Below are 19297 nucleotides of genomic sequence, written 5' to 3'. Positions count from 1 at the left end.
CCTTACAACTCCTCATATACAACATCTACCCGTACATCCGCCTCTGGTATTAGAATGGAAGCTATTGAAATGACCTCTTCCACATGTACACGGACACCCCCGCCCCCCGCTGGGCCATTGGTATATAACGCCTCAACTTCTTGCCCGATTGCCATGGCCTCTTTTCTTTCTTCACACCTTGCAGCCACACGCAAACGAACCTCAGGGATGAGATTTATAGATGTCTTCTCTCCATATAAGGAGGAGTTTCCAATATAATCTATTTTTAAATCTTTATAAGGAAGGTTCGTGTATGCTATTCTTTTTCTAACGATTTCCTCCGCGAGCTTTGCACGGTTCATACATCCTGAACCGCCATAACTAATTTCTGCTTCCACAATGTACCCATCCTCATAGCCTACACTTGTTTTATAGTAGCCGCTCTTTCTTTTACCTGAAATTCCTTTTACGATTACGTTGTTTGCACTAATTTCTTCAACTGTTGCTTGGGAGAAATCTGCAACAACATCTGGTGTTAAATAACTTTCGGGATCATGAATTTCGTAAAGCAGTTGTTCTTTTACTGTAGCTGTTGAAATCAGCCCTCCTGCTTCATCAAGCTTGCTTACTGTAAAATCACCATTCTCATGGAATTCTGAAATTGGGAAACCTGCATTCCAAAGTTCAGGTACATCTTTATAGCCAGGTTCAGCAAAATAGCCTCCTGTGACTTGCGCTCCGCATTCAAGGAGATGACCGGCTGCCGTAGCTTGTCCCAAACGTTCATAGTCGGTCCATTCCCAGCCAAATTCATGGACCAGCGGGGCGACAGTCAATGAAGGATCGGATGCTCTCCCCGTAATAATAATATGGGCACCTTCCTTTAAAGCCCTGACGATCCCCTCTGCTCCTATATAAGCATTGGCAGAAATAATGTCAGGGTAACGTTCCCTTAATGGCATTCCTGTTTCCATTATGGTTGAATCCAGGTACTGCTCTATGTTTAAAAAAACATCATCTCCTGTAACCGCAGCTATTTTCAGATTCCGAAGACCCAGCTTCAAGGCCATTTCTTTGACTGCTCTGGCAGCACCAACCGGGTTTGCGGCTCCCATATTGGTGATGACTCTGCAATCCTTTGAAATATATAACGGAAGCACCTTTTCCATTCTATATTCCAAAAGCGGGTTGTACCCTTTGGAAGGATTTTTTTGTTTTTCTTTTTGGGCCAGTGCAATGGTCCGTTCAGCCAGGCATTCAAAAATGATATAGTCAAGATTCCCCTTTTCCATTAAATCCAGTGCAGGCTCAATGCGGTCGCCGGCATAGCCTGCACCCCCGCCTATCCGTATTGCTTTCATGCTTTTTTCTCCTCACCTGGCAACATGTTTAAGTTGACTATCTGGATTGAGTTTCAACTGCAGCCAGCATTTTTTTTGCTTTGTCCACAATGGGCAAGTCGACCATTTTACCATCCAGCTGCAGCACCCCCTCTCCCTTTGTAACAGAACTTTCAAACGCTTGAATCAACCGTTTGGCATGAGCAATTTCTGCTTCTGTCGGTGCATAGACTTGGCTGAGAAGCTCAATTTGGGAGGGATGTATTAGCAGCTTTCCTTGAAAACCCAAGTCTTTGCTGGCCCTGGTCTCAGTTATAAAGCCATCGGGATCTTTTATATCAGGAAAAACCGTATCAATCGGCGCCTTCACACCAGCTGCTCGTGATACAACAACCAGTTGTGAACGCGCATAAAGCAATTCCGTTCCTTCCTTGGATAAATGGGCACCAATATCCAATGCAAAATCCATGGAACCAAATGCAAGGCGCTCGATTCGCCGGCTGGCTGTAGCAATTTTAAATGCATTGTACAGACCGCAGCCGGTTTCAATGATAGGAACAATTTTGATTTTTCCAGTAGCAATCTTTCGTTCCTCTTCCAACTCACTGATCATTCTGTCCAGCCGTGCAATTTGTTTTATGTTTTCTGCTTTCGGCAGTACAATCCCGGTAAGGTTATTGTGTATCATATCAATAACATCTTCCTGAAAAAAAGCAGAATCAAAGCTGTTAATCCTTACATAATTCATTCGGTCGGCATGCTCAATCGTTCTTTTTACATGGGTTCGAGCCGCTGTTTTTTCATGTGGAGAGACAGCATCCTCCAAATCGTATATAAGAACATCTGCATCCAGCGAGATTGCCTTCATTAACTTCTTTTCATCCGATCCTGGAACAAACATCCATGAATAGGATCGTTCCATTTACTTCACCTCACCTTTTTCCCATTTCAACTGCCATACCAAATTCTCTTAAAATGGAATCTGTATGTTCCCCGACAGCTGGAATGGGACCCATAACTGGCTTCATATCAGCAAAAGTAACTGGCGGAATAAGAGCTTTCAGCGGTCCTGCTGGTGAACCTATCTCTTTCCAGCGGTCTCGAAAAGCTAATTGAGGGTGCTCAATAAATTGTTTAATGGTATTTAAATAAGCATTCGCTATTTCAGCTTTTTCCAGCCTCGTTACGATTTCTTCCGAAGTGAGCATGTGAAATACATCAGAGATCAGCTTTTGCAGCTCTGTTTTGTTCGACAGCCGTTTTGCATTGCTATGGAAGTTCTCGTTGTTTTTTAAATCCTGATCCTCCAGTACAAAATCACAAAACTTTGCCCATTCCCGTTCATTTTGAACCGCCAGGAAGATCAATTTTCCATCTCCTGTCTGAAAAGGCCCATAAGGAAAAATCGTGGCATGGCTTGCACCTGTTCGTTGAGGTTCACGTTCCCCATACTCTGAATAATAAAGAGGATACCCCATCCATTCCCCCAGTGCCTCGAGCATGGAAACCTCAAGTATGGTTCCCTTGCCAGTCCTGAAACGAGAGAGCAGGGCCGTTAATATTCCCGAGTAGGCGTACATACCGGCTGCAATGTCGGCAATGGATATCCCTGATTTGGAGGGTGTTTCGTCGGTACCGGTTATCGAAACGACACCTGTTTCACATTGAATTAAAAGATCATATGCTTTTTTATCTTTATAAGGTCCATCAGACCCATATCCGGAGATGCCGCAGATAATCAGATGAGGATATTTTTCCTTCAGCACACTGGCACTGAACCCCAGCCGGTCGACAGCTCCCGGCTTCAGGTTCTGAATAAAAACATCCGCCTCCGAGAGTAGTTTGTCCAGAATATCCCTGCCCTCTGAAGTTTGTAAATCTAAAGCAATCGATTCCTTTGACCGGTTAAGCCAGACAAAATGACTGGAAAGACCTTTTACCGTCCGGTCATACTGACGGGCAAAATCTCCGGTCCCCGGCCTTTCTACTTTAATCACCCTTGCCCCGAGATCAGCCAACTGCCTGGACGCAAAAGGTGCGGCAACCGCCTGTTCAAGAGAAACAACTGTAATTCCTTCCAGCGGCAGCATTTGTATTCCTCCTTTTCTTATTCTTTACAGAGAGATGGCACCGGTAATAAGCGCCACTGCAGTCATAACGATGGTGGTTCCAAATGCCCATAAGAAAATACTTTTTTGAAGATCACCCAGTTCCACCTTGCATAAACCGAGAAGTACAAAAATGGAGGGGTTCATTGGACTTAACGGGAAACCGGTTGTCGCGTTGCCTAAAAGGGCTGCCCTTCCTATTTCCAAAGGATCGATGCCGAAAGAAGCTGCCGATTTACTCACAATAGGAAGAACACCATAATAAAAGGCATCAGGAGAAAAAACCAAACTCAACGGCATACTGATCACAGCGATTAGTGCCGGCAAATGCGGGCCCATCCAATCCGGGATCAAAGATACAAAAGACACGGCCATTGAATCCAGCATTTTGGTTCCAGAAAGAACTCCTGTAAAGATCCCGGCTGCAAATATGGTAAAACAAACCATAACCATACTTTTAGCATGAGCTGCAATTTGCTCATTTTGTTTTTTGACATCCGGAAAATTAACGATTAAGGCAAGAGCGAATGCAAGGATAAACAACACGGGGACAGGCATAATGTCCATAATGAGTACAGTGACCAATACTGCTGTAAGAATGAAATTAAACCAGAACATTTTGGGAAGAACCGCTGACGGGGCTTCCAACGAAGCAGCTGTCTCTTCAGCTGCACCTCTCCCGGACCACTGTACAATGCCCAGCCGTTTGCGCTCTTTCTTTCCAAGAACATAAGAAACAAATACGACCCAGATCATGCCCGAAAGCATCGGAATGATGATGGGATTAAACAATTGTGATGACGAAGCATCAAGGGAAACCATGGCTCTAGCAAGAGGTCCACCCCATGGAATGATGTTCATCACTCCTGCCCCAAGTGCAACCGTACTGGCTAAAATTAGAGGGTTCATCCCAAGCTTCTTATAAATTGGAAGCAATGCAGTAATCGTGATCATAAATGTGGCAGAACCATCTCCATCCAGTGCCACAATTAAAGTGATAACCGCCGTGGCCATTACAATTTTGAGAGGATCTCCTTTGGTAAGTTTAATTAATTTTGCGATCATGGGGTCAAATAGCCCCCGGTCAATCATTAATCCAAAGTACAGGATAGAAAATCCAATCATAATTCCAGTAGGCGTTACTTTCTGAACGCCTTCGAGCATCATTTCTCCCATTTCAAGCCTGAAACCGCCAATCAAGCCAAATACAATGGGGACGAGGGCGAAGGCGATTAAAACAGACACCTTTTTGGTCATTACAAGGTAAAGAAACGTCGCAATCATTAAAAAGCCTAAAATAGCCATACCTAAACCTCCTTATTTTGAAAACAGAAAGCGATTACATTTTATTTTGACCGATTTATTAAACCGTCTGTTCATGTCCTTTATTTACGATCTGCTGTAAATGACCCGTCAATGAACGCTTTGTCATTGATTTGACCAATTTTACACAGTCCATCAATTTTTCAAAATGAACGCCTGTTTGGATTCCCATTTCATGAAGCATAAAGACAAAATCCTCCGTGGAATCATTGCCGGCAGCTCCAGGAGCAAATGGACATCCTCCCAACCCGCCAATAGCTGTATCAAACGAGGAGATGCCAGCATGAAGGGCTGCCAGGGAATTTGCCTTTGATAACCCGTATGTATCATGAAGATGACCGGTTATGGTTGCTGTAGGTCCTTGATCCAGGACCCTGGAAAAAAGTTCATAAACCTGCTTCGGATTTGCACGGCCAATCGTATCACACAAGACAATTTCATTAACTTGCATTTCTTCCAGTTCTTTTACCATGGCTAATACAGTTTCCTGTGACACAAGGCCCTCATATGGACAGTAAAAAGAGGTGGCAATACTAAAACGCACAAACATCCCCTCTTCCTTTGCTGTTTCAATAACAATCGAAAGCTGCCGCAAAGATTCTTTAACGGACATTCTGACGTTGTTCCTATTAAATGTCTCGCTCGCTCCAGCTACCAAAGCCACTTCCCTTACGCCAGCCTTTTTTGCCAGCTCAAAACCTCTTAGATTAGGAATAAGAGCCAAATATTGAATGTCATTTTTCTTCATCATGTTTTGATAGACCTCTGTGGCGTCTGCCATTTGAGGTACATGTTTAGGAGAGACAAAGGATGTTGCTTCTATTCTTTTAAGCCCGGTTTCAGACAAAGCATGAATAAGCTCCAGCTTCTTTGCTGTCGGAATAAATGTTTTTTCGTTTTGTATACCATCCCTCGGGCCTGATTCGAGTATGTCCACTGATTTAGGCAGGTTAATCACCTTTTATCTCCTCCGCTTCCGCAACTGAATTTACTTTGAATTCATTGGTTGTTTGGCAATCTCCAATTTTTTTAACACTTCTTCCGTGTGTTCTCCAAGTTTGGGCCCTGCCCAGTTAATTCGTCCTGGAGTTTTGCTCATTTTCGGAACAATACCCGGCACTTTCAGTTTTCCTAATCCTTCAACATCCATTTCACAAATCATCTCCCGCGCATTAAAATGGGGATCCTTGAACATATCTTCCACGTTATAAATCGAGCCTGCAGGGATGTGGTGTTCATCAAGAATCTTTAAGGCATCCTCTAACTCATGCTGAATGGTCCATCCTCCAATTACTTTATCCAAATAGTCAGCATGCTGCGCCCGGTCAAAATTCGTAGCATACTGTGGCTGATCACGCATATCTTCACGTCCAATGGCATCCATCAGCCTTTTGAAGATTCCATCACCGTTTGCACCGATCACAATATACTTACCGTCTTTGCACATATAGGTGTTAGACGGGGTAATGCCCGGTAGTGTGCTTCCCGTCCTTTCCCGGATGACGCCGTACTGATCATACTCTGGAATCGCGCTTTCCATCAGGCTGTAAACGGCTTCATAAAGCGCAACATCCACATACTGGCCTTCTCCTGTAATATTTCTGTGGTATACAGCCATCAATGCTCCTATTACAGCGTATAAAGCGCTTACAGAATCACCCAAACTGATTCCGACCCTTGTGGGCGGCCGGTCGGGATAGCCTGTCAGATATCGAATTCCTCCCATGGCTTCTCCTATGCTTCCGAAACCAGGCTTATTTCGGTACGGGCCGTCCTGTCCATAACCTGAAACACGAATCATGATGAGGCCAGGGTTCAACTCCTTCAAATCCTCGTAGCCAATATTCCATTTTTCCAGCGTGCCTGGCTTAAAATTTTCAATAATGATGTCCACTTCTTTTACCAAGCCTTTAATGATTTCCTGTCCATCTGTTGAGCGCAGGTCTAACGATACACTTTTCTTATTCCTTGATTGTACATACCACCATAGAGATGTATCTTCATGTAGCATTCTCCATTTTCTTATCGGATCGCCCTTTTCAGGCGGTTCCACTTTTATAACCTCTGCTCCAAAGTCGGCCAGTAATCTGCCGGCAAATGGACCGGCAATCAAACTTCCCAATTCCAGTACTTTAAGCCCCTTTAAGGGTCCCTCTTTAATCTCTGCCACTTCAACACCTCGTTTCAATTTAAAGTAACTTTAGTTGATTAAATTTTCTGAATAGTTATAATAATAGCTATTCAGCTTCATCTTGTCAACGGTCAACCGTTTACATTTTTTCTTACCGTAATTAGTAATTGTTTATCAACCGATCTAGTTATTGTAAACTGAAGTAGTAAATAGTGATTAACGGTTGAAATAGTAGTCTAGGAGGTCTTGAATTTGAGGGAAATTCAGAAAACAGAGCTGCTTCACAGCCAGGTTTATGCCATTTTAAAAACGATGATCATGGAACGTGACTTTGCTCCCGGGGAACGTTTAGTAGAAACAAAAGTTGCTGTACAGCTTGGAGTCAGCAGGGGAACTGTAAGGGAAGCCTTTCAAATGCTGCTAAAAGACGGGCTGTTAACACGAAACAACAACGTCATTTCAGTTTATAACCCAACGGTGCAGGATATTGTTGACGTATACGAATGCAGAAAAAGCCTTGAATCTTTAGCAGTTAAACTGGCCACTTCTCATATAACAGATGACCAATTAAGACGGCTCGGCATCGTCCTGAAAGAATCAATAAAAGCAGTGAATGAAAACAATACTCAGACTCTCACTAATTTAAACCAGGAATTTCACGATTTAATAGATATTGCTTCCCACAATCAACAGCTGATTCAGTTATGTGATGTCATCAAAACAAAGACACTCTATATTCGAAACAATGTCTTAAAAAACCATTTCAAAAACTTTTCTGATTTTGTTGATGATCACGAACGGATTTATCTTGCCATTAAAGACCATAATGCACAAAAAGCTGAAAATGAAATGAAGACACATATTGAAAAAAGCTTTAAAACCATTCAAAGTGCATTAGGTGCCATTTCCAACAGCTGACAATTGACAATGGGATAAAAAGGGTAACTGCAACGACTGCAGTTACCTTTTTTTGAAGAATTATTGTATGCTAAATGAACCAATACTTTAGAAAAGAGGCGGTTTTTTTGAGTTTAGCAGGTTACAACTCCTTTGACCGGTATGTCCTCCCTCATCTTCCCTTGTTCGCCATCTGTGCTGCGGCTGTATTGATCTATGCCGGCATTCTTTATTACCGGGCGAAAGCGACCGGTATGGGCTTTGGTTTTATTATTGTTGCTGTGATTCTTGTGATCGTGGCCAATATTTACCGGTAGTTCTAACATGAAGTTGGAACTCCCGCATACGTTTTAGTATGATGGACAAAAAGGAGGGTATCCATGAGGAGCGCCAATCCTAGTTTAAAAGATTCAACGTTTACGAATCTAAAAAATCAGGGACTTAACCGCCCGATGACACTGCAGGGAACGGTGAACAAAACATTCATCCTTCTTGTGCTCATTTGTGCGACAGCCTTTTATACCTGGAATCTGTATTACGACGGAAAGGAGATTCACGGGTTGCTTCTTGTTGGAGTGATCGGTTCTCTGATCGTATCCCTTTTTACGATATTCGTTCCCAGGGCGGCTCCCTTTTCGGCCCCGCTTTATGCTTTATTGGAAGGACTGGCCCTCGGCAGCATCAGTGCTATGTATGAAGACAAGTATTCAGGGATTGCCACGCAGGCGGTAGTGCTCACGTTCAGTGTGCTTTTTGCCCTTTTAATTGTCTACAAGCTGGGCTGGATCAAGGCCACCAGAAATTTCAGGATCGGTGTCCTTTCCGCCACACTCGGTATCTTCATTGTCTATCTGGTGGATCTGGTGCTCCGCTTCTTTGGTCTTCAGGTTCCCTATCTTCATGAAACGGGCTGGCTTGGTATTCTGATCAGCCTCGTGATCGTCGGTGTAGCAGCTCTTAATCTTGTCCTGGATTTTGATTTTATCGAACGCGGTGTGAACCGGAGAGCCCCCAAATATATGGAATGGTACGCAGGCTTTGGTTTAATGATTACCCTCGTCTGGCTCTATGTTGAAATTCTCCGGCTGCTGTCCAAAATACGAAGATAAAAAGCCAGTGCCCCAAAGGGTACTGGCTTTTCTGTTATGCATTTTTAGTTAACGGAACGGTATCCTGTGCAGCTTCAACACGCTGGCGCTTGGATTTTCTGAAGTGAAGCAGTTCATAGAAAACAGGAACGATAACAAGGGTGAGGACCGTTGCACCCGTCAGTCCGCCGATTACAACTACAGCGAGCGATTTGGATACGAGGCTGCCGTCTTCCGTGTGGGAGAAGAGGAGCGGAAGCATCGCAAAAATCGTGGCAACAGCTGTCATAACAACCGGGCGGAGACGCGTGCCGCACGCTTCGATGATGGCATCTCGGATGATCATCTTTTCCTCGTTCTGCTTCACGCGGTCGATCAGCACGATCGCATTCGTAATCACAATTCCAATCAGCATAAGTCCGCCAATCAGTGCGGTTGGATCTGCCGGAACACCCGAGACCAAGAGACCAAGAACCGCACCAATGGAGGCAAGTGGAAGAGTCATCAGGATCGCAAGCGGTGCCCGGAACGTTTTAAACGTGATAACCATGATCAGATAAACGATCAGGATAGACGCAAGCATTGTCGTTCCAAGGTCCGCAAAATCACTGGATTGCTGTTCTGCCGCACCACCTTTTTCAAGGTTCATGCCTTTTGGAAGATCTAGCTTTTTGACTTTCTTGTCGATGGCAGCAGCCACAGCAGAAAGGTTATCAGGCTTTACTTCCGCGGAAATGCGGATGTATGGCTTTCCATCCTTATGCAGCTCTGTGCTTGGCTTGTTTTCTATCGTAATCTCCGCCACTTTGGACAGCGGCTGAATGCCTTGTGCTGTCTGAACAGAAAGGTCATCAAGATCCGAAGCCTTCGACGGGTTGATTCCTGCATCCAGCAGAACCGGTGTGGTTTTATCATCGAGCGTGATGGTTCCAATTGGCATTGGCTGAATGAGGGAAGCAATCTGATGCGCGGCCTGCTCGGTGTTCATTTTTTCTGTATCAACTTTAACCGTATAAACAGGGGCGGTTTTATCCTGGTTGCTTGAAACCTTCTTGACCCCTTTCACATCCTTGATTCCATTCATCAGCTCTTTGGATGTGCTTTCCAGTTCATTTTTGTCATTCCCCTGGATGTCGTACGTAATTTCAGAGGTCCCCGTGCCGGAGCCAAACATGGTTCCCGGTGAGGCGGTAATTGTTACTCCGCTTTCCTCTTTTTTCGCTTTGTTCACTTCTTTGATGAAATCGTCCGCATTCGCGTCTTCCTTCATGATGGCCGTATATTTCACGACATCCGATGAACTCACGCTGCCATATTTCGCTTCGTCTTCACTGACTCCATATTGCGTCAGCAAATACTTGTAGCCTTTCAGGTCGGCAAGCTTGCTTTCAAAGGTTTTCATTCGATCCTTGATTTCATCTGTCGGGGTATTGGATGGAAACTCCATATTCACAGCTACCATACTGGCATCTTCAGCATTTACCTCACCCTTTGGCAGGGAGACATACATGCCGACTGCGCCGACCAGCACACCAACAGCTACAATAATCGGTACATACTTATGGTTCAATGACCATTTTAACAGGTTCAAATATCGCTTCGGCTCCCCGTGTGCCGGAAGCTTCATATTTTTCAGCATGCCCTGGCTCATCAGCGGAACGACTGTTAACGCTACTAAAAGGGACGCCAGCAAGGAATAGGTGACGGTCAATCCGAACGGTAATAAAAACGCCTTCAGTGAGCCGTTGACCAGACCCATCGGCAGGAACACGGCAACGGTGATCAATGTGGAAGACGTAATCGCACGCGTAACTTCTCCTGTCGCCGCCAGTACATTTTCTTTTGTAAAGGCTTTGCCCTGGCTTCGTCTGAAAATATTTTCTACCACAACGATACTGTCATCCACCAGGCGGCCAACGGCTACCGCCACACCGCCAAGCGTCAGGATGTTTAATGTAACGCCGGACAGCCAGAGAAGAAGCAGTGTAATCGCAAGCGATAGCGGAATGGATACAATCGTTACCAGAGTAGGCTTTACTCTTCTCAGGAACACAAGGATAACGATCGTGGCAAACAATGCCCCAAGCAGCACTTCCTTCATCATGCTGTTTACTGAGTTTTCCACCATTTCACCTGTTGTAAAAATGGTTTTCGCTTTTACCCCAGGGTACTCCTTATTGATTTTGCTGACCGTATCATTGACATCATTGCCCGCTGTTACGGCACTGGCGCTGTTTTCCTTAAATACCGTGATCGCCAGGCTTTCTTTCCTGTTAATGCGCAGTACGGTATCTTCCATTTTACTTTGCTTAACGGTTGCTACGTCCTTCAAACGGACCGGCGGTGCCTTCGGATCGGCAGCCTGAACCGGTATAATTAATTTTCCCAACGCACGTACGGAAGTCAGGTTATTCGTTACATTAATCGTGCTTTTTTTGCCGTCAATAGTGGCACCGCCTGCCGTTACAGAGGCATTCTGTCCTTGCAGGACGCTCATTACACTATTGACCGGGATGTTTTTTTCTTTCAGTTTCTTTGTGTCCAGCTTTACTTCCACACGGGAAGTATTTTCTCCAAAAATGCTGGCCTGTGAAATGCTTTTCTTGCTGTCGAAAAGCGGAAGCAGCTGATTTTTCGCTTTTTCCATATTTTCTTTGTTCAGGCCGTCAGCAAACGTAAAGGAGACTTGCCCTACAGGAATCATGGACGTATTCAGCTGTGATACCTGCGGTTTCCCGACGGTTTCAGGGAATTTTAACGAGCTGACCGCATCCTGCACTTCCCGCTTTGCTTCCTTCATATCGGTTTTTGAATCAAAATTAATGGTAATTTGCGAATATCCATCACCCGTTGTTGACAGAACGGATGACTTTCCTTTTACACCGGATACTGCCTGCTCTACCGGCTCGGTCACTTTTTCTGTCATCGATCCGGCATCATATCCGTGCCCGATCGTAACCACGCTCACTTGCGGATTATCTGCTTCAGGAAGAAATTCCATCGGCAAACGAAAATAACTTACCGCTCCAATGATAAGCGCAATGATCACAAACAACGTGACCGGAGCTTTATTGCGAAAAGCCCAATTTGTAATAGACTGCATACATTTCCCACTCCCCATCTTCATTTCACCGAGTGTATCTCTTGTTGAAAAGAAACGTCTTGTTTTTCAACTCCCCCTCCTATGTATGTGAGGCAAAGGTCAGCTGTTGAGTCCTTTATACCTAGCACCCAAAGCCTCACAACCCAGTATACTTACAATCTCAGAAATTATAAACCAGAATTTGTAAATATCTTTAAAATTTTCATATTCCTATCATACGGCCCGGAAGATTCTCCAGAAATGTACTGCGGCTGTATTTCAGCTACGCCTTGAGGCTTATTTTTGTTGGGGAGTGGTTGGTTAGGGAATTTGCGGGCCGGTTTACGGGGTTTTCGGGCAAGTTTCAGCATTTCCCGGGCAACTTTGCGAAATTTCCGGGCAGGTTTGTCGAATCGCTACCCCGTCCTCCCCTATCAAACGCAAAAAAAACCATCCGGATTCATTCCGGATGGTCCCTCTTTCTTTCTCCCTTATAACGCCCATTTTCGGATCGCTTGCGCTACGCCGTCTTCCACGTTGGTTCCTGTGATCCAGTCGGCTGCTTCTTTTACTGTATCCTGCGCATTGCCCATGGCTACACCAATGCCCGCCTCTGTGATCATGAGGATATCATTCAGACTATCGCCCATCGCCATCACATTATCCATCGTGATACCGAGTTCATTGCAAACACGGTTGAGCGCTTTTGCCTTTGTAACGCCGACCGCGTTGATCTCGATGTTGGTCAGGCTGGAGTTGCTGATCTCAAGCTCCTTATTAAGGGCCAGCTCCTCCAGTACCAGTTTGCGGACTTCATCATCGGCAATATTAAAACCAAATTTCAGCCATTCCATTTCGGCCGCATTTTCCGGAAAGTTCTCGCGCCAAACCTTATCGGTGGAAACCGCCCAAAACTTGGCCGAATGCTTCTTCGTCATCTCGATCAGTTTTGCAATTTCATCGTTATGAAGCGAATTCCGCTCAACCAGGTTTCCCTCTCCATCATAGATTTCACTGCCGTTTACCGTAATCAGATACGATTTTAGCTCAAGCGATTTTGCATAATCACGGCATGTAAGGAGTGATCGTCCCGTACTGAGCACCACATGTACACCTTTTTCCTGTGCCTCCCTGATCGCCAGCCGGTTTTTTGGTGAAATTTCCATTTCATCATTCAATAACGTTCCATCCATATCCAGGGCAATCAGCTTAATCTCTTTTTGTTCCAGTTCCACTCCCATCAAAACATTCCTTTCTTCAATTTACTCTACCATCAGATTAGCATAGTTTGTCCTCTTTTTCTTTTGCTAGACGCTTTACACTCTATGATGGGTTCTTGAAAAAAATGATTTTTGTGAAGTACTGGAAACCGAAATCCTCCTACTCCTTTTCAAGAGAAGCTGTGTTATCCTAATTAATAATCAGAATAATGTTTCAATAAATCAGGGAGTTGTAGCCATGGATGAACAACTAATACTGCTGGAGATGGAAATCGAGGGAATTATCAACGAATCCGGCGAAAACATCATCGTAACCGACAGCGAAGGCATCATTTTGCGGGCAGTCAAAAACAGCAAGGAGATGTACGGGATTTCATCCGAGAAGCTTGTTGGCGCGTCCGTTAAAGAGCTAGAGCAGAAGAAAATCTTCAGTCCTTCGGTTACGCTCAGTGTGCTTCAGCAGAAAGCACCAATTACATTTATGCAAAAAACGGGGACTGGGAAAGTCATCATGACACGCGGTATTCCCCTTTTTAATGAAGATAAGGAAATCATCCGGGTCATCAGCTTTTCGCATGATATGACGGAAATGGAAGACCTGAAGGAACAATATGAACAGCTGCAGCAGAAAATGATGCGCTACGAATCGGAAATTGAGCAGCTTCGTGTCAGGGGATCCGTACCGACGGATGTCATCATCAACAGCCGCCCGATGCAGACAGTTTGGGAGCTCGTCAATAAGGTGGCCCGAAGTGAAGCAACGGTGGTATTACAGGGTGAGTCGGGGGTTGGTAAAACCGTGTTTGCCAAAGCGCTTCACAGCGGAAGTGACCGTCGGGAGAAACCGATGATTGAAGTGAACTGTGGAGCCATTCCGCAAAGTCTTTTTGAGTCGGAAATGTTTGGCTACGAGCCGGGTGCTTTTACCGGTGCTAGTGCAAAAGGGAAAGTGGGATTGATTGAACTTGCGGATCAGGGAACGCTGTTTTTGGATGAAGTGGGTGAGCTTCCTCTTTCCATCCAGGTGAAGCTTCTTAAAGTTCTTCAGGAGAAGAAAATTACACGAATGGGCAGCACGAAAACCCGTACCGTTAATTTCCGCCTCGTGGCTGCGACCAACCGAAACCTTGAGGAAATGGTAAAAGCCGGCACCTTTCGTGATGATCTCTACTACCGGCTGAATGTCGTCCCAATCAGCCTTCCCCCTCTCAGGGAAAGAAAAGAAGACATTCATCAGCTGACCGAAACCTTTTTAAGGGTATTTAACGAAAAGTATGGCAGTGATAAGACCATCCATCCTTCAACACTGAAGGCGTTTTGGCAGCATGACTGGCCCGGTAATGTACGAGAGCTCGAGAATCTAATGGAACGTCTTGTCGTTACCCTTGAACAAAAAATGATTCTGCCGGAATATCTTCCTTTTGTGCAAAAAAAGAAAATAGAGCATGTTCCGGAAGTTGATACTCCACCATCCTCCCTCCAGGAAGCACTGGAAGCTGTGGAAAAAAGCTGGCTCCTTCGGGCAAGCCGAAACTGCAAGTCTACGTATGAAATGGCAGAATATTTGGGGTTAAGCCAGCCGACTGTGTTCAGGCGGCTAAAAAAATATGGCATTAATTCAATATTGAATCGATAATTCATAAGTGAATCGACATTTCATCGTGTTTAATTCATTTATGAATCAAACCATAGGAGGATGCCCGTCAAACCGTTTGGCACAGAACTTGCATTAGTAATAATGAAAGCGTTATTAAGTCAGAAAACTATAATTATTCAGCAAAGGGTGGTTATGATGGAAAATCAAAAATCCTATGAACAATTGGCAGAACTCGATAAAAAGCATTTCTTGCATCCGACGACCGCAATCAAACAGCAGCAAGCGAACGGTCCGGAATTTATTTTAACCAAGGGAGAGGGGGTCCGCCTTTACGACCTCAAGGGCAGAAGCTCAATTGACGGCCTCTCCTCTCTCTGGAACGTGAATATCGGCCACGGGCGGGAAGAGATTGCTCAGGTTGCATACGAACAGATGAAAACACTGGGCTACAGCTCCTGTTTCGCCACCTTCTCAAACGAACCGGCGATCAAGCTCGCGGCCAAGCTTGCAGAAATTGCACCAGGGAACCTCACCGCCACATTTTTCACCTCAGGCGGTTCGGAATCCAATGATACTGCCTATAAGCTTGCCCGCCATTACTGGATTTTAAAAGGGCAGCCGGAGCGCAAAAAAATCATTTCCCGTTCACAGTCCTACCACGGGGTGGCGATGGGAGCCACAAGTGCAACTGGCCTGAAACCGTTTCGTGATTTCACTAACTCACTGGCACCTGATTTTTGCTATGTGGACCATTTCTCGCCGCAGGCATTACGAGACAAAATAAAAGAGGAAGGCCCTGAAACCGTCGCTGCTTATATCGCAGAGCCCGTTCAGGGAGCAGGCGGCGTGCACATCGCACCCGAAGGCTATTTTAAAGAAATCCGAAGCATATGCGACGAATTTGGCATTCTTTTTATTACAGATGAAGTCATCACAGCATTCGGCCGTACCGGCAAGTATTTCGGAATCGATCATTATGATGTCGCTCCTGACATGATGTGTTTTGCTAAAGGGATCACAAGCGGCTATGCTCAGCTCGGCGGCGTCATGATCTCCGAAACGATGCACAACGACTTCATCGAACTGTCCGAAGGAACGCTGCTTCACGGCTACACGTACAGCGGACATCCGATGGCCTGTGCGGTTGCACTTAAAAATCTTGAAATCCTCGAGCGCGAAAACCTGATCGACAATGCCCGTGTGATGGGTGAAGAGTTGCTGAAAGGCTTTAAGAAAATTCAATCCGAACGTTCCGTCGTCGGAGATGTAAGGACTCTCGGCCTGATTGGTGCGGTTGAGTTCGTTAAAAATAAAGAAACAAACGAACGCTTCCCTGAACCATTGGCGCCTAAGGTGTTGGCAGAAGCCGCAAAACGCGGACTGATCGTGCGTTCCGTCGTGTTCGACAATCAGGATACCCTTGTCTTCGCACCACCATTGATTATCAATCAGCAGGAAATCAACGAGCTAATCCAAATTTTAAATGAATCCATTGAGGCGGTCGAGCGTACAGCCGTTTCTGCATCCAACTAACAGCATTGAGGAGTGATACACATGCAATCTTTCATTGAAGTAACGAACCCGGCAAACAACACAGTCGTCGCTACCGTACCAAACGGAGGATTTGATGAAGCACGAGCCGCTGCAGATGCTGCTCATGATGCCTTCAAAAGCTGGTCCAGGCGTACGGCTGAAGACCGAGGCGCCCTGCTCATGAAGTGGCACCAGCTGATCGAAGAAAACAAACAAGAACTCGGGGAATTGATGACCCGGGAACAAGGCAAACCATTGAAGGAAGCGATTGGTGAGGTAACATACGCAAACAGTTTTATCTCCTGGTACGCAGAAGAAGGGAAACGGATTTACGGTCAAACCATTCCCGCTTCCCATACCAATAAGCGGCTGCTTGTCCAAAAGCAGCCGGTCGGTGTAATTGCAGCCATCACGCCGTGGAATTTCCCGGCCGCAATGATCACAAGAAAGGTGGCGCCTGCCCTTGCAGCTGGCTGCACAGCGGTCGTCAAGCCGGCTGAACAAACGCCGCTTACTGCCATCCGGCTGGCAGAGCTGGCTATTGAAGCGGGCATTCCAAAAGGCGTGCTGCAAGTGGTTACCGGTGACGCAGCCGCCATTTCCGATGCCTGGATGGAGGACACCCGCGTCCGGAAAATATCATTTACCGGCTCTACTGAAGTTGGCAAGCTACTCATGCGAAAAGCAGTAGATACTGTAAAAAAGATCTCTCTTGAGCTCGGCGGCCATGCTCCTTTTATCGTGATGGAGGACGCCAATATTGAAAAAGCCGTACAGGGACTGCTGGCTTCGAAGTACCGCAATGCCGGCCAGACGTGCGTCTGCACCAACCGTGCCTATGTACAGGAATCCATCGCAGAAGAGTTTACCGAAGCGTTTATCCAAGCGGTTTCCGCCTTGAAAGTGGGAGACGGTCTGGAAGAAGGAACCGACATAGGCCCTCTGATCGATGAAAATGCAGTCAAAAAAGTCCAAAACCATGTGCAGGATGCCATCGAAAAAGGCGGAAGCCTGGCTTGCGGAGGATCCGCCAAGGGGGATTCTCTGTTCATGGAGCCAACGGTTATTGCCAATGCCACGGATGACATGCTGTGCATGAACGAGGAAACCTTCGGACCGCTTGCTCCGATCACCACGTTTAAAACAGCAGAAGAAGCCATTGAACGGGCAAACAATACGCCATACGGCCTTGCGGCTTATCTTTATACGGAAAATTTGACTCAGGCGCTTACCCTTTCCGAAGAACTGGATTACGGCATTGTCGGTCTGAACGATGCGCTGCCGTCCGTTGCCCAGGCACCATTTGGCGGCACGAAACAGAGCGGATTGGGACGTGAAGGCGGCCACTTTGGAATTGAAGAATATTTGGAAGTGAAATATGTTTCCATTGGCTTGTAATCGCTGAGCTTCCATTCCACACAAAAAAGTCAAGGAGGCGAAAATCAATGAAAAATAAAGAAGGACTTCAGAAACAACTGAAAACAAGGCACATTACGATGATTTCCTTAGGTGGGATTATCGGAGCAGGGCTGTTCGTGGGCGCCGGTTCTGTCATCCGTTCAACAGGGCCAAGTGCTGTTCTCTCCTATGCCTTTGCCGGCTTGCTCGTCGTATTTCTGATGAGAATGCTTGGTGAAATGGCGGCACGAAATCCTGACAGCGGTTCGTTTGCCACTTATGCCCGTGAAGCCATCGGGCCTTGGGCGGGATATACCATCGGATGGCTCTACTGGTTCTTCTGGGTCATTGTTATCGCCATCGAGGCTGTGGCCGGCGGAGCGATCGTCCACGGATGGATTCCCTCCATTCCCATCTGGACGTGGAGTCTGGTCCTAACCGTTTTATTGACCTTAACAAACATCTTCTCTGTAAAATCATTTGGAGAATTTGAATACTGGTTTGCATTGATTAAAATTGTGGCCATCACCCTTTTTATGGGTCTAGGCCTGGCGATTATTTTTCACCTGTTCCCAGGCATCAAAACACCAGGTACGGAAAACCTCTTCGGCCGCGGCGGATTCTCACCAAATGGCGTAAGTTCCGTTTTCCTTGGTGTGGCTACTGTTATCTTTGCCTATTTTGGAGCCGAAATTGCCGCTATCGCTGCAGGTGAATCAGAAGATCCAAAGCAAACAATCCGCGTTGCCATCAAAAGCGTCGTGTGGCGGATTCTCATTTTCTACATTGGTTCCGTTGCCATTCTCGTTACCTTGCTGCCATGGAACTCTACGACAGCCCTTGAGAGCCCGTATGTTACCATGCTGAAGATGATCAATATCCCGGGTGCAGGATTGATCATGAACATCGTCGTATTAATTTCGGTTCTCTCTTGTTTAAACTCGGCGCTTTATACCAATTCACGGATGATCTACTCGCTTGCCCGCCGTGGAGATGCGCCAAAAGCATTTCTTAAATTAAGTAAACAGGGCGTTCCCGTCCGGGCCGTATGGGCAGGAACAGTGGTCGCCTTTATCGCAGCCATCTTTAACTTCGTTTCACCGGACAAGCTATTTCAGTTTTTGATTAACGCCTCTGGTGCCATCGCGTTAATTGTCTATCTGGCCATTGCCATTTCACACATCGTTATCCGGCGCCGGGCCGAGGCGGCTGGCGAAGATCTTGAGTTGAAAATGTGGCTCTTCCCTGCTTTATCGTATTTTGTGATTGTCAGCATCACCGTGATTCTAATATCGATGGCCTTCATTGGGTCGATGCGTTCGCAGCTTTTCCTCACCTTACTCGTTACAGCTGTAGTAATTGGCTCCTTCTTCCTTTTGAAAAAGAGAAACGCAGCAAGAGCATCATATGAAGATCAGTCAGCGAATACCCTTGCGGATTAGAAGAAATCCCGCCCATAAAGTTGGGCGGGGTTTTTCTTTTTTTTTATAATATTTGAAAAGTCAGTTTATAAAAGTTTAAATCTGGTAATCTATCCTCTATAATTAATAAAAGTCTCCCGCTTGTTCAGTATGATAGAACACGGTTTATATAAAACTAAT

General features: G+C 45.8%; 15 protein-coding genes. 7 read left to right on the top strand and 8 right to left on the bottom strand.

Annotated elements, in window-relative coordinates:
* Nucleotides 1–2: 2 nt before the first annotated feature.
* Genes DMO16_RS19650 through DMO16_RS19625 form a run of 6 tightly spaced genes read right to left on the bottom strand, consistent with a single transcriptional unit; the run spans nt 3 to nt 6938 of the window.
* Entirely contained in the window at nt 3–1340 is a 1338-nt protein-coding gene (locus DMO16_RS19650; RefSeq protein WP_129479622.1) for an acyclic terpene utilization AtuA family protein, read from the bottom strand.
* Between the two features lie 37 nt (nt 1341–1377).
* On the bottom strand, nt 1378–2241 hold the full coding sequence (locus tag DMO16_RS19645; RefSeq protein ID WP_129479620.1) for an HpcH/HpaI aldolase/citrate lyase family protein: 864 nt from the start codon (nt 2239–2241) through the stop codon (nt 1378–1380).
* Nucleotides 2242–2251: 10 nt separating this feature from the next.
* Nucleotides 2252–3409, bottom strand: coding sequence for a CaiB/BaiF CoA transferase family protein (locus DMO16_RS19640; protein WP_129479618.1), 1158 nt, complete (start codon nt 3407–3409; stop codon nt 2252–2254).
* A gap of 24 nt (nt 3410–3433) precedes the next feature.
* The gene (locus DMO16_RS19635; protein ID WP_061975163.1) at nt 3434–4732 is read right to left on the bottom strand and encodes a CitMHS family transporter; all 1299 of its coding nucleotides are present in this window, start codon (nt 4730–4732) and stop codon (nt 3434–3436) included.
* Between the two features lie 58 nt (nt 4733–4790).
* Nucleotides 4791–5708: a hydroxymethylglutaryl-CoA lyase gene (locus DMO16_RS19630; protein ID WP_061975164.1), complete on the bottom strand. Its 918-nt coding sequence runs from the start codon at nt 5706–5708 to the stop codon at nt 4791–4793.
* 30 nt (nt 5709–5738) lie between these two features.
* Nucleotides 5739–6938: a CaiB/BaiF CoA transferase family protein gene (locus DMO16_RS19625; protein ID WP_241840605.1), complete on the bottom strand. Its 1200-nt coding sequence runs from the start codon at nt 6936–6938 to the stop codon at nt 5739–5741.
* 195 nt (nt 6939–7133) lie between these two features.
* Between DMO16_RS19625 and DMO16_RS19620 the strand changes: the two genes are divergently transcribed.
* From DMO16_RS19620 to DMO16_RS19610, 3 genes are all read left to right on the top strand, one after another.
* Nucleotides 7134–7799 carry a GntR family transcriptional regulator gene (locus tag DMO16_RS19620; protein WP_129479614.1) on the top strand — a complete coding sequence of 222 codons (666 nt, stop codon included), beginning with the start codon at nt 7134–7136 and terminating at the stop codon, nt 7797–7799.
* A gap of 107 nt (nt 7800–7906) precedes the next feature.
* Nucleotides 7907–8095 carry a hypothetical protein gene (locus tag DMO16_RS19615; RefSeq protein ID WP_061975169.1) on the top strand — a complete coding sequence of 63 codons (189 nt, stop codon included), beginning with the start codon at nt 7907–7909 and terminating at the stop codon, nt 8093–8095.
* Between the two features lie 63 nt (nt 8096–8158).
* Nucleotides 8159–8887, top strand: a complete 729-nt coding sequence (locus DMO16_RS19610) for a Bax inhibitor-1/YccA family protein (protein ID WP_129479612.1) — start codon at nt 8159–8161, stop codon at nt 8885–8887.
* Nucleotides 8888–8921: 34 nt separating this feature from the next.
* Here DMO16_RS19610 and DMO16_RS19605 read toward each other — a convergent pair whose 3' ends face one another.
* Both DMO16_RS19605 and DMO16_RS19600 read right to left on the bottom strand, forming a co-directional pair.
* The gene (locus DMO16_RS19605; protein ID WP_129479610.1) at nt 8922–11969 is read right to left on the bottom strand and encodes an efflux RND transporter permease subunit; all 3048 of its coding nucleotides are present in this window, start codon (nt 11967–11969) and stop codon (nt 8922–8924) included.
* 470 nt (nt 11970–12439) lie between these two features.
* A complete protein-coding gene (locus DMO16_RS19600) occupies nt 12440–13189 on the bottom strand; it encodes a Cof-type HAD-IIB family hydrolase (RefSeq protein ID WP_129479608.1) in 750 nt (249 codons plus the stop codon).
* A gap of 217 nt (nt 13190–13406) precedes the next feature.
* Between DMO16_RS19600 and DMO16_RS19595 the strand changes: the two genes are divergently transcribed.
* The 4 genes from DMO16_RS19595 (at nt 13407) to DMO16_RS19580 (ending at nt 19138) form a co-directional block, all read left to right on the top strand.
* Entirely contained in the window at nt 13407–14804 is a 1398-nt protein-coding gene (locus tag DMO16_RS19595) for a sigma-54 interaction domain-containing protein (RefSeq protein WP_129479606.1), read from the top strand.
* A gap of 153 nt (nt 14805–14957) precedes the next feature.
* Entirely contained in the window at nt 14958–16298 is a 1341-nt protein-coding gene (locus DMO16_RS19590) for an aspartate aminotransferase family protein (protein ID WP_164988969.1), read from the top strand.
* Between the two features lie 21 nt (nt 16299–16319).
* The gene (locus tag DMO16_RS19585; protein WP_129479602.1) at nt 16320–17696 is read left to right on the top strand and encodes an NAD-dependent succinate-semialdehyde dehydrogenase; all 1377 of its coding nucleotides are present in this window, start codon (nt 16320–16322) and stop codon (nt 17694–17696) included.
* A gap of 47 nt (nt 17697–17743) precedes the next feature.
* Nucleotides 17744–19138, top strand: coding sequence for an amino acid permease (locus tag DMO16_RS19580; RefSeq protein ID WP_129479599.1), 1395 nt, complete (start codon nt 17744–17746; stop codon nt 19136–19138).
* Nucleotides 19139–19297 lie beyond the last annotated feature (159 nt).

This window comes from Fictibacillus sp. S7, assembly GCF_004127935.1.
Taxonomy (GTDB): domain Bacteria; phylum Bacillota; class Bacilli; order Bacillales; family Fictibacillaceae; genus Fictibacillus_C; species Fictibacillus_C enclensis.
Note: the sequence above shows the minus strand (reverse complement) of the source record. Positions and strands in the feature narration are given on the sequence as shown.